Source organism: Abditibacteriota bacterium, from assembly GCA_017552965.1.
GTDB lineage: Bacteria > Armatimonadota > UBA5829 > UBA5829 > UBA5829 > RGIG7931.
Genome location: JAFZNQ010000045.1, coordinates 28,930 through 40,748, shown reverse-complemented (window position 1 = coordinate 40,748; position 11,819 = coordinate 28,930). Strand labels below are relative to the sequence as shown.

Here is an 11,819-nt window from a genome sequence, read left to right as displayed (position 1 = left end):
CCCGGCCAGCACCAGGCTGTCCGGGCCGCTCTTTATCAGGATGCCGTCCCGCTTCAGGGAGTCCCAGTCAAAATCCGGGACCTGTTTTTTGGTCCATTCCGTCTGCCCCACGTAGATGTTGGCCAGAGCCTCCGAGGGCTCCCCCACTATCTCCAGCCGGGCGCCGGATATCTGCTCTATGTAGGACTGCAGCTCCAGAGCCGCGTTTTTCTCCGGCTCGGCGGCGTCGGCGCCCAGAACTATAACGGCGGCGGGCCGGCCGTCTTTCACCAGCACGCAGGCCCCGCAGGGCAGGGCAAACAGGGCGAACGCCGCAAGCAGGACAAACAGCAGAGTCTTTCTCATGATCTTCTCACTTCTCGAATATCATATACACCTTGTCCACCCAGACGCCCCCTTCCACGGCCTTGTTTTCCAGAGGCACGATGCACAGGTTCACGTCCCGGGCGTCCCACAGGTCCATATAGCCGCAGTCCACGTCGGTGTATTTGTCCCCCGAAAGCAGGTCCGCGGAAACGGCGCGTATGTATTTGGCTCCCAGATTGAAGTCCCAGAAATACAGCTGAAAGGCGTCGGCGCCGGGCTTCTTTTCTCCCCCGGCCCGGGCGGAAACGAACATATGGGCCTTTTTGTAGCCGGCCTTATACGCCCCTCTGATCACCCGGCTCACCTTCCGCTGCAGGCCCCATTCGGAGGTATCGGTGTATTGCACGCCCGCCTTGCCCTCCACGGAAAGGGGGTCCTCCGCCATTGCGCAGGCGACTCCGTCCAAATACAGGGTAAAGTCGGCTCCGGGCATACAGAAATACTCCCCGGGATCCATGTCCTTCAGCGCCTCCGGCAGGACCGACGGCTGCAGGTGCTCCCCTTCCAGGACAGCATCGCTGCCGGTGTAGGCCGCCCCCTCCCGGGAACAGCCGTTGCCGGTCCCGGTCTGGAACGCCAGCAGAAACTTTTCGAACCGGGACACGTCCTTGTAGGGCGAGTGGTCGCAGGCAAGCCATTCCTGCTGCTCCGTCTCGTCCAGCCTGACCGCGGCATATTCAAAGCACAGCAGCTGCTCAAGCACCCTTTCCCGCTTTACCGCATCCCCGCCGACGAAGCTCAGGGCCTCGGCAAAAAGCTTCAGACACTCGTCATAGCGTTCCCGGGTGAGCCAGAAGCAGGAACGGCCGAAGCAGCGCAGAGGCTTGTCTTCCAGGCTTTGCCACTCTTCGTTTTTGCGTATTATCTCATACAGCAGAGGCCCGGCTTCCTCGCCGTAATAGCCGTCGAGAAACTCCTTCATGAGGGCGTCGTCGTCCTCCTCGGGGTCCCACATGAGCCGGGCCGCCATGTAGGCCTTCAGCAGGGTAAAGGCGCAGTCCGAGTTGTAGGCGTCCCCCTGCTCAAACACAGCCTTTGCCCCCTTGTCCCGAAAGGTCTGAAGGTCCGGCTTCAGGCAGAAGAAATTGGGGTGCATCAGGTAGGAGGCGCTGAAATTCACCGTATAATTCCACACGAACAGGTTGTCCGTCAGACTGTGCCAGTCCCCGATGGCCTTCAGGTAGTTCAGATTGTTTTTGACCCGGTCGGGCCGGGGGCTCGAGGGACAGTCCGCAAGGGGAGTGCCGAAATCGTCGTCTATGTTGCACAGCCGTATAAGGACGTTGGGCTCCGGCTTTATCCCCCGGGGGGCGTCCACGGAATACTGATAGGCAAAGGTCTCCACCTGCACGTCCGGGAATTCTTTTGCCACGGCCCGGGCCACACGGTTCACCGCCTGGAGTATGACTCCCGACTGGGCGCCGTATTTTTCCGCCAGGGCGGAGCACTTTTCACACCGGCAGTAGTTTTGGTTGTCGTTCTGGGTCACGCTGATCATGCGGGGCTCGGGATACTTGCGCAATTCGGCCAGCACCTTTTGAGTCAGCATCTCCACGCACTCGTCGTTGCTGAGGCACAGCTGTCCGTAGCCGGAAAACCGCTTGCCGTTGATCAGGGGATACCATTCCGGATGGTCGGCGAAATACTCGTCGGGGTTCATGAACAGCCAGAAGGTATGGCCGCCCCCTATGAGGTCGTAGCAGCCGCCCCATTCGGGGCTGATAGGGGTGGTGGCCAGATTGGTGCGGCCGTTGAGCTTGCGCTTGGCCTTGAACTGCTCGTCGTGCATATACAGCTTGAAGAAATCCTCTCTCAGATAAAAGGGAGGAACGTACACCCTGTCGGCCGACGCTGTGATATCCTTCTTCGAGGGCACGTATTCTTCTCCCGGGGCCCAGAAGCGGACCCCCAGCTCCTTTTCCAGAAAGTCATACACGGCGTAGAGGGTCCCCGCCGGCCGGTCGCCGGCCAGGATCAGAGTCTTTTTGCCGCTCCTCGTGAGGATGCCGTCCCGCTTCAGGGAGTCCCAGTCAAAGCCGGGGACCTGTTTTTTGGTCCATTCCGTCTGCCCCACGTAGATGTTGGCCAGAGCCTCCGAGGGCTCAGCCACTATCTCCAGCCGGGCGCCGGATATCTGTTCTATGTAGGACTGCAGCTCCAGAGCCGCGTTTTTCTCCGGCTCCGTGGCATCGCTGCCGAGAACTATGGCCGCAGCCGGCCGGCCGCCCTTCACCAGGACGCAGGCAAAGGCCCCCGCCGAGCAGAAAGCCAGAATGATACAGAAGAGCAACAGTCTCATTTATTCCTCCGGTTCAAATTCTCCGAAGAGGGGATACACTCCCCCTTCGCCGCTGACCCACACGCACTGCTCGCCGTAATACCGGACCCCGTAATGCTTGTGATAGATGAACTCCCCCTTTTCGGTCATCAGGGGAGCAAAGCGGACTGTGATCTCCTCGCCCTTCTTCGCGCCGACAAGGGCGTAATTCTGCACCGCGGTATATTTTCTTTCGCCCTCCGGGCCGTATATCCTGAAGGAGCCCTGACGGATGTTTTCGGGGATGCGCACCAGCAGGCTGTCCGTCAGCTTCGGGTATATCTTTATCTGCCCCTTGACGGGCAGGCTGCTCTCCACCCGGGCGTATTCGCAGTCCCGGTCAAAGAGCAGGTTCACCCTGACGCCCAGGTCGTCCCGGGTGACGATGCGCCGGGCAAATTCGCATATAGCCTGCACGGCCCCTTCGGTGATATCTATGGTGTTGATGGCGCTCCACTCCTGCTGCAGGTGGGCCCGGGGAGTGGCAAAGCCGAAGCCCCCTATGATCCGCCGGGGCATATCCCTCTGGTAGTCCCCCTTTGGCTCCGGGTTGTCCCGGACAAAGCTGTTGTCTATGACCTGCTGAGGGAGCAGCGCCGAGCGCATATACCTTTCCGCCTCTGCGTAAAAGGCGGGGTCCTTGTGCGCAGCAAAGAGCAGCAGCATCTCGATCACGTCCCCCACCTGGTTGGATTCCCCCTGGTCCGTCTCCAGCCAGGCCTGCTCCTTGACCCAGCCGTAGGAGGACATAAACTCCCGGAGGCCGTTCTTATACACCCGCAGCGCCTTGTCCGCCATGGCGGTGTCGCCGGTCATATAGGCATAATCCAGAATGCCGGACAGAGAAGAAGTGATGGAGTGTATGTGGTTGGAGGCGTCGTCCGTCAGGCGCCCGTCCTCCGTAAAGCTATGCTCCATGACCCCCCGGGCATAGCCTCCCGCCAGCCGCAGGGCCAGAGGGTTTTTGGTCACTCTGTAATAGGCGACCAGAGCCCCCACCAGCCTGCCGGAGGTGGTGGTCTGCATGGTGTCGGAAATGCCCAGGAAGACCCCCTCCCTGCCCATGCTCTTTATCCTGTCATAGGAAAACATGCCTTCGGGGCCGTTCATCCTGTCCAGAGTGAGCAGCATGCCGTCCGCCAGGCGGCGGGCCTTTTCGCTGCTGCGGTTCTGGACCAGACGGGTGAGCCCGAAGAGGGCCTCCCGCAGGTTGTGGCACTCCACCTTTTGCTTGTCGCCGTCGCCTGTGTCCGTGTAGTAGGGCATATGGTCCGGGTTGTCCATACAGGAAAACAGATACCGGGTGTAGGCCTGCTCCGCTTCCTTCGGAGCAGGCTTTCCCGTGAGCATCTCCGTCTGAAACAGGGCCTCCAGGGCTCTGCCCGTCACGTGGGGGATGCCTATGGACACGGCGTGGTTGGCAAAGGCTGTCCCGGAGTCCGGATCCCTGTGTATGGAGAAAAAGGGCTCCAGGTCCTTGTCCCTGTCCAGCATGCCGGACAGATAGTCGTTGGTCAGGGCCAGCCTGGCCTCTATATCGGCAGAATACCATTTCATAGGCGCTGTTTCCTCCCCGCCTGCGCACCATGCCCCCCGGCACAGCGCAAGCAATACTATCGCTGCGGCGATCCCGATGGTCTTCAGGTCACACATTTCTAATACACGCGCTTGCCCAGGACGGGGATGCCTTGCTCGTCCTCGCTGATCTCGTATATCCGGGCCCTTTCCTGTCCGCCGGGGCTGTTGGGACAGTGGAACACGCACAGCAGCCTGCCTTTGAGGTCGCGGAATATCATGGAGTGTCCTCCGTGTTCGGTGAACAGAGGCTTGGACAGCTGGCGCCAGGGGCCCTGCACCTTGTCGGAGACCGCCAGGCCGATATTGTATTTGCCTTCGGAGTCGAAGGAGGACCACAGCATCACCAGAAAGCCCTTGGAGGATTCGTAAATGAAGGGGCCGTCCGTCACCAGCCCTCCGGAGCTGCCGAAGCCGGCGGCCCAGGGGGCCTCCGAAGCCCTGAACAGCAATATGGGCTCGCCCGCGGGCCTCGCCAGATCCTCCGTCAGACGGACCGCGCACACCTCGCCGTCCCGGACCTGCACCCATTCGTGGCAGAACACCATCCAGGGGGCGCCGTCCTTATCCACGTACAGGGTGCCGTCCAGACTCATCCATTCCCCGGGAGTCTGAGGCTTGCTCCCCAACGGGATAAAGGGGCCCAGAGGGCTCCTGGCCACGAATATCTGGGTACCCCTGTTTACCCCCTCGGCAAAAGCGCTGCCGAACAAATACCAGTGGTGCCGGTATTCGTGCAGCTCCGGAGCCCAGAAATTGGTGGTCCCCCAAAAGCCCTTGCGGGCCGCGAAGACCGTATGGGGCTCCGACCAGTGCTCCAGATCCGGGCTTTCCCACACCGAAAAGGCGTCGCCCCGGTGGGTCCCCGACATATAATATTTGCCGCCGCTTACGGCGATAAAGGGATCCCTGATGCGGATATCCTTTGTGTTCAGGGGATAGTTGTCATCGGCCATAGCGGCGCCTCCCATAAGCAATATGACAAACAGAGCAAATAACGTCTTATTCATTGCAAGCCTCCAGAAAAGCCCGTATATTTTCCATAGGCACGTCGGGCTCCAGCACGTGCGTCGGCGACAGTATCAGCGCCCCGTCGGGGCACAGGCTTCTCAGGCGCCGGACCTCCTTTTTGATATCCTCCGGAGTCCCAAAGGGCATCAGGCTCTGGGTGCCTATGCAGCCGTCCGGCACCAGGTCCCGGCCGAACTCCCTGATGATCTCGTCCACGTCGAGACATTCCGGCTGAATGGGGTTCAGCACGTCCACGCCTATCTCTATAAGCTCGGGGATGATATCCTTTATATTTCCGTCGGAATGATACCATATGCGTATATCCGGCTTGAGTTTGCGGACCTCGGATATAAAGAGGCTCCAGCGGGGCTTCATAAAGCGGCGCCACATTCCGGGGCTGAACATCATGCTCCGCTGGTTGGCCACGTCGTCGCCGATCTTCAGCATATCCGCGCCGGCCCGGGCGGCAGCCCTGCCCGCAACAAGGTCGTTGGCCAAAATGCGGTCCAAAAGCCATTCGCATATCTCCGGATGCTCGGTCATATCCGTGAGAAACTGCGCGTAGCCTCTGATCTGCCAGGCCTCCTCATACATATGTCCCACCCAGCAGACAGCCGCTTTGCCCTTTCCGTGAGCCTGCCGGACAGCCTCCGCCATATGGGCGGCGTCTCCGGAGGAAAAATCGGCTATAGGGATATCCCTGATCTCTTCCAGAGTCGTCATATGGCGCCCGGGACTGATATACCGGGTGAAGTGGTAGGTGTCGCAGGGGACCTCCATGACCCCCCAGCAGTTGATCCAGGCCCCCGCGGGACGGGGGATATCGGCAAAGAAGGGCTCAAACAGGGCCGGCTCCGGATATCCGACGCCGGAAAGGCCGACATACACGGGACAAAAGGCGCGGTATTTTTGGCCGACGCCCTCGGCGTCACAGCCTTCGTATTTGCAAAAGCGCTCCAGCACGGAGGGGACAAACTCGGCGTACCAGAGGCCCTGCCCTCCTCCGCGGCTCATGGCGCGGCGAAAAGCCTGCAGCTCTGTCAATCCTCTCTCCTGGTGATCACCCGTCCGGCGTCAAAAGCCTCCAGCCTGAGGGCGTCTCTCACGATGGCGGCGCTGATGTCCTCGGACACCACTCCGATCAGCTCGGAATTTCTGACTCCCGAGCCCAGCTCTTCCGCCCTTTGCCTGATGTAGTCATACACGGGAAACACCCCGGTTTTGTCGGGACGGGTGATGTTGGTGGACACCTGTACCACCCCGGCGCTGCGCAGATACAGCCCCAGCGCCTTGACCCCCTCCATGCGCCGGTCCTTCTTTTTGCGGAGAGCCCTGATCTCCCGGGCTATGACTTCGGCTATGGTCTTGTCCTCGGTCTCCAGATTCACGTTGAAGGCGATGAGGGGGCCTCTGGCACCTACGGCGCAGGCTCCCGCCGTGGGGTGCAGCCTGTCCCCCAGATCGGGAGGCCTCTCGTCCGTGTGCTCCCTCAGCCACTCGTAGCCGCCCCGGCGGATCTCCTCCAGAAAACGGTAGCCCTTGCTGCGGGCGGATTCCTCATAAAAATACACGGGGATGCCCAGGGCGCTGATGGCTTCGCCTATGTTGTAGCTCAGCTCCACGGCGCTGTCCATGGAGGTGTCAAAGAGAGGCACCACCGGCACCACGTCCAGAGCCCCTATCCGCGGGTGGGCGCCCCTGTGCTCGTTGATGTCTATGTGCTCCAGCGCCATCCGGGCCAGCTGCACCATGGCGGGCAGCAGCTCCTCGGAGGAGCCGGTCATGGTGATCACGCTCCTGTTGTGGTCAGTGTCGCAGGAATAGTCCATGACTCTGACGTATTCGCCGACGGCGTCCACCATGTCCTCCAGCACGGCCCGGGACGAAATGCTGATATTGGGCACGCATTGAAAAACGTCCATCACAGGGCTTCCTTCATCTCAAAGATCGCTTCGTATTCGGAGCGGTGCAGCTTGGGCACGTCGATGATGTCTATCAGACACAGGGCGGCCCAGTCGCTGCAGATGGTCCCCACCAGCGCTTCCGCCGCAGCCAGAGACCCGCCCGTGGCCACGATGTCGTCCACTATCAGCACCTTGTCTCCGGGAACAAGGGCCCCCTTTTGCAGCTCGATGGCGGCCACGCTGTATTCGGTGGCGTATTCGCCCCTGATGCACTCTCCGGGCAGCTTGCCGGCCTTGCGGGCCATCACAAAGCCGCAGCCCAGGCGCAGCGCCAGAGGCGCGCTGAAAACAAAGCCCCGGGCCTCAAGGCCTACGATCTTGGTGTAGCCCTTGTCCTTCACCCTGTCGGCCATCAGCTCTATGACGGCTCCGAAGGCTTCCCTGTCCGCCAGCAAAGGGCATATATCCAGAAAGCCTATCCCCTTTTTGGGAAAGTCGGGGATAATGCGGATCTTCTTTAAGATCAAATCCTTTTTGTTCAAGAAAACATCTCCTTTTGTTTTTTCAGGTGTGAGGCAAAAGAGGCGTATTCGGCGGCGCCGAGAGTCTTTTTTGCCCCTATCAGCAAATGGCCCATGATCTGGGGCCCCCGGTTTTCGGCTATGCGGAAGCCCGGAAGAGCCCTGTTCAGCTCTTCTTCAAAGGCCTTTCTTACCAGAGGCGAATGGATCACCGAGCCCGTGCACACCACGGGCAAAGGTTCCTCCCAGGGCGCAACGTTTACCGCCAGACACCGCAGGGTCTCGCACAGCAGGCAGCCGGCCTCTCTCAGAATAGCGGCGCTGACGGCGTCGCCCTCTGCGGCGCACCGGGCAACCAGAGCCGCCGCCGAAGCGATGACCGACCTGTCGGGCATTTCCAGCAAAAAGGGCACAAAGGCCTTGCCCAGAGGATTGTCGTCCTGCCCCAGAAAATGCCTGCTCAGATGCAGGGCAAGAGAGGTGCGGTAGGCGGGATCCCAGTCCGAACGGGCCGCCGCCTCTATGGCCCTTTTGCCTATCCAGAAGCCCCCGCCGAAGTCGCCCAGGTGGGGCCCAAGGCCGTCCAGCAGCACCGGCTCTCTGCCGGGGCGGAAGGCCATGGAGCCGGCCCCGGTGCCGGCCAGGCACACGTAGCCGTATTCCAGTCCGGCGGCGGCCAGCGCCGCCGCGTATTCGCTGTTGCGGAGCATTTCCGCCGGTCCTCCCGTGATAGAGGAGACAAAGTTCTCCTCCCCCTCGCAGCGGGAGGTCGTGCAGCAAACGGTGTTGGTCCCCGGCGCCGGCGCCAGGGCCTCCCGGACCGCCTGCCTGAAGGACTCTTCGCTGCGCCCTGCTCCGAAACGGCAGGCGTTGGCAGAACTCTGACACTGACCCCTGCCGATGATATTGCCACTGCTGTCCGCAAGGACGGCGCGGCAGCGGCTGCCTCCCGCATCCACCGCCAGAAACTGATATTCCAAAACGACCTCCACGCCCTGCTTATTCGTATTTATTATAGCATATCGGAGCCCCCGGGCTGCAACTCTCGTACAAAATATTTTGCCGATACCGTCTTCCCGGCGGCAAAATGACGTGTGATCGAACGGGACAAAAGGGTGTGTGTCGGCAGGGCAAGGTCCTGCCGACACACATTATTTAATTATGCCTTTGGCGGCAACCGCCGCCAAAGGCCACTTTCCAACGGGAGAATGCATCCTCGCCGGAGAACGGAGCCTGCACCATGAGGAGAAGGACCCGGCGGTCAAAGGGCTTTATACACCTACGACGCTGGCCGGATGTCGGCGGACACTTTTTGCCGGGGGCGGGGCCCCGGTTTTGTGATTCCTGCCGTCTCATGTTATAATATAATCGGAAGTTGTAATACGGAGGAGCCCCCGTGAAAAGCGACATTGTCGTAAACGTGCAAAACAGAGAGACCAGAGTGGCCATAGTTGAGGACAACAGGCTGGCAGAGGTGTATGTGGAACGCTCCGGCGGAGTGGTGGGCAATATATACAAATGCAAGGTGAAAAACGTCCTCAGCGGCATGGACGCCGCCTTTGTGGATATAGGGATGGAAAAGAACGCGTTTCTGTATTCGGGGGACATCCTGCCCTATCTGGCCGGCTCCAAGCCCCGCAAGCCCCTCCGGGCCCATTCCATCACGGGTATGATCCGGGAAGGCCAGGAGTTCCTGGTCCAGGTGGTCAAGGCTCCCAGAGCAGCCAAGGGCGCGAGAGTATCCACCAAGATCACCCTGCCCGGCAGATATATAGTCCTGATGCCCGAATCCGACTCCATCGGCATCAGCAAACGGATAGGCCCCGCCGAGCACGACCGGCTGAAGGCCCTGCTGGAAGCCATACGCCCCCCCGGGTTCGGCATCATCGCCAGGACAGAGGCGGAGGGCAGGACCGAGGAAGAGATCAGCCATGACATAGACACCATGGTCAGGATATGGAGCTCCATCAGCGAGAACGCCCGGGCAGTCCAGGCGCCGGCGGTGGTGTATCAGGAGCTGTCGCTGATCTACAAGGTCATACGGGACAACCTGACTCAGGACGTGAGCTGCATGTATATAGACTCGGAAGCCAAGTACAAAAAGGCAAAGGAGCTGGCCGGCGCCCTGGCGCCCCAGCTCACGGGCAGGATCAGGCATTACAACGACAAGCTGCCCATATTCGAACGCTTTGGCCTGGAGAGGGACTATCAGCAGATGTTCAAACGCAAGATATGGCTCCAGAACGGAGGCTATATCTGCATAGACATAGCGGAAGCCCTGACGGTGATCGACGTCAACACAGGCAAATTCGTGGGCAACAAGTCCCTCACGGAGACGGTGCTGACCACCAATCTGCAGGCCGCCGCCGAGATAGCCCGCCAGATACGCCTGAGGGATCTGGGAGGCATCATCGTCGTGGACTTTATAGATATGGTGAGCCAGAGCGACAGAGACAAGCTCATCAGGGCTCTCGCCGCCGCTCTCAGCAAGGAGCGCACCAAGACCAGCATATCCCGCATATCGGACCTGGGGCTCATAGAGCTGAACCGCAAAAGGGTGTCCGAGACCGTGGGCGAAGCCATGACCGAGGTGTGCCCCTACTGCAACGGCAGAGGCAGGGTGGAAAGCAGCGAGACGGTGAGCCTGAGGATCGAAAGAGACATACGCAGCTTTCTCCACAAGACCGAACGGGACTACGGGCTGTATATCAAGGCCAACCCGCGGACGGCGCTCTTTCTCATAGGAGACGGCGGCGCCAACATCCGGGAGCTGGAGGAGCTGTACGGGCTGCCCATATACGTCAGAGGCGACAGCCTGATGCACATAGAGGACTACTCGCTGGCCAATTGCTCCCGGGCCAAGGCCGAAGAGCTGCAAAAGCAGCTGACCCCGGGCGACGTGTTCAGCGTGCGCCTGGAAAGGAACCTGTGCGCGCGGGAAGACAAGGCTGTCTGCTGGATCGGCAGACATCTGGTCGAGATACCGCACGGCAGCAAATATATAGGCAAGACAGTCAATATCAAGATAAAGGAAGTGTTCGGAAGTCACGCTGCGGCGCGAATAAGAACCGGAAGAGGCACATATGTTTAAGAAGCTACACCACATCATTATCGCGGCGCTGCTGCTGGGGCTGCTGCTTCAATGCGGCTGCGGCGCCGGAGACGCCGCCCTGACAGTGCTGTTTACCAACGACGTCCACGGCATGCTGCTCCCTCATGAGAGCTACACGGAGCCCGACGCCGCCGCCCTGGGCGTCACCGAAGACGTGGGGGGCGTATGCAGAAGAGCCTCCTATATCAAATCGGTGCGCAAATACACGCAGCACACGGTGCTGCTGCTGGACGCCGGCGACATCTTTACCCGGGGCCCCGCCCGCAGACTGGAGGGCAAGCCCGACATAGAGCTGATGAACCTGATGAAATACGATGCGGCGGCCATAGGCAACAACGAATTCAAGGGGGACGAATACAAGGGCAAGCCGACTCCCGCGTCCATGGACATACTGGCCGAGAGGCAAAAGGAAGCCCGTTTTCCTTTTTTGTGCGCCAACGTCTATAAGGACGGCAAGAGAGCCTTTACCCCCTATATCATCAAGGAAGCGGAGGGGCTGCGGATAGGCATATTCTCAGTGACAGCGCCCTCCAGCGCGTCTTACAAGTCCACGGAGGGCTACGAGTTCACTGACGCCGTGGACGAAGCGGCAAAGGTGGTGGAAGAGCTGAAGAGCCGGACCGACCTGATCATCTGCCTGTCCCACGCCGGCATCATAGACGATATGGTCATGGCCAACCGCTGCAAGGACATCGACCTGATCGTGGGCGGACACACCCACACTTGGCTGCCGACGCCTCTCTTTTCCGCCGCGGGCAGGCCTGTCCGGGACAAGAACGTGAACGGAGTAATAGTCTGCTCGGCAGGCGAATACGGAGTGGCCACAGGCCGCATAGACCTGAAGATATGCAAGCAGCAGGACGGCTCCTGGGCCGTGGGCAAATACACGGCAAAGCTGGTGCCCATGACCTCCGAATACCCGGACGACCCGGAAGCAAAGGCCATTCTCGAAAAATACTGGAAGCCCCTGGGGCTCATCAAATAACAAAACGCGGGAAACAGAGTGTGTCCGC

At 60.3% G+C, this 11,819-nt stretch carries 10 protein-coding genes; 2 read left to right on the top strand and 8 right to left on the bottom strand.

Translation table 11 applies throughout. From position 1 onward, the window contains the following. From IK083_04755 to IK083_04720, 8 genes are all read right to left on the bottom strand, one after another. The coding region (locus IK083_04755) for a hypothetical protein (GenBank protein MBR4748866.1) at positions 1-345 on the bottom strand (345 nt) is incomplete at its 3' end. Positions 346-352: 7 nt separating this feature from the next. After that, a complete protein-coding gene (locus IK083_04750; protein MBR4748865.1) occupies positions 353-2,665 on the bottom strand; it encodes a DUF4838 domain-containing protein in 2,313 nt (770 codons plus the stop codon). Next, positions 2,666-4,240 carry a hypothetical protein gene (locus tag IK083_04745; protein MBR4748864.1) on the bottom strand — a complete coding sequence of 525 codons (1,575 nt, stop codon included), beginning with the start codon at positions 4,238-4,240 and terminating at the stop codon, positions 2,666-2,668. A gap of 98 nt (positions 4,241-4,338) precedes the next feature. After that, the gene (locus IK083_04740) at positions 4,339-5,229 is read right to left on the bottom strand and encodes a family 43 glycosylhydrolase (protein ID MBR4748863.1); all 891 of its coding nucleotides are present in this window, start codon (positions 5,227-5,229) and stop codon (positions 4,339-4,341) included. 31 nt (positions 5,230-5,260) lie between these two features. Next, the gene (locus tag IK083_04735; protein MBR4748862.1) at positions 5,261-6,313 is read right to left on the bottom strand and encodes a hypothetical protein; all 1,053 of its coding nucleotides are present in this window, start codon (positions 6,311-6,313) and stop codon (positions 5,261-5,263) included. Then, a complete protein-coding gene (gene ftcD / locus IK083_04730) occupies positions 6,310-7,191 on the bottom strand; it encodes a glutamate formimidoyltransferase (protein ID MBR4748861.1) in 882 nt (293 codons plus the stop codon). Before ftcD ends, IK083_04735 begins: the two co-directional genes overlap by 4 nt. After that, positions 7,191-7,700, bottom strand: a complete 510-nt coding sequence (locus IK083_04725) for an adenine phosphoribosyltransferase (protein ID MBR4748860.1) — start codon at positions 7,698-7,700, stop codon at positions 7,191-7,193. Before IK083_04725 ends, ftcD begins: the two co-directional genes overlap by 1 nt. Positions 7,701-7,711: 11 nt before the next feature. Next, positions 7,712-8,674: a hypothetical protein gene (locus tag IK083_04720; GenBank protein ID MBR4748859.1), complete on the bottom strand. Its 963-nt coding sequence runs from the start codon at positions 8,672-8,674 to the stop codon at positions 7,712-7,714. Positions 8,675-9,090: 416 nt separating this feature from the next. Between IK083_04720 and IK083_04715 the strand changes: the two genes are divergently transcribed. Together IK083_04715 and IK083_04710 are read left to right on the top strand one after the other, a co-directional pair. Then, positions 9,091-10,785 (top strand): Rne/Rng family ribonuclease, encoded by a 1,695-nt coding sequence (locus IK083_04715; GenBank protein ID MBR4748858.1) that lies wholly within the window; start codon positions 9,091-9,093, stop codon positions 10,783-10,785. After that, positions 10,778-11,791 carry a bifunctional metallophosphatase/5'-nucleotidase gene (locus IK083_04710; GenBank protein ID MBR4748857.1) on the top strand — a complete coding sequence of 338 codons (1,014 nt, stop codon included), beginning with the start codon at positions 10,778-10,780 and terminating at the stop codon, positions 11,789-11,791. The genes IK083_04715 and IK083_04710 overlap by 8 nt, the downstream gene beginning before the upstream one ends. The last annotated feature ends 28 nt before the right edge of the window (positions 11,792-11,819 follow it).

Coding starts and splice junctions, on each gene's coding strand:
- IK083_04750 (MBR4748865.1), bottom strand. CDS start 2,665: ATGAGACTGTTGCTCTTCTGTATCATTCTGGCTTTCTGCTCGGCGGGG.
- IK083_04745 (MBR4748864.1), bottom strand. CDS start 4,240: ATGAAATGGTATTCTGCCGATATAGAGGCCAGGCTGGCCCTGACCAAC.
- IK083_04740 (MBR4748863.1), bottom strand. CDS start 5,229: ATGGGAGGCGCCGCTATGGCCGATGACAACTATCCCCTGAACACAAAG.
- ftcD (MBR4748861.1), bottom strand. CDS start 7,191: ATGGACGTTTTTCAATGCGTGCCCAATATCAGCATTTCGTCCCGGGCC.
- IK083_04710 (MBR4748857.1), top strand. CDS start 10,778: ATGTTTAAGAAGCTACACCACATCATTATCGCGGCGCTGCTGCTGGGG.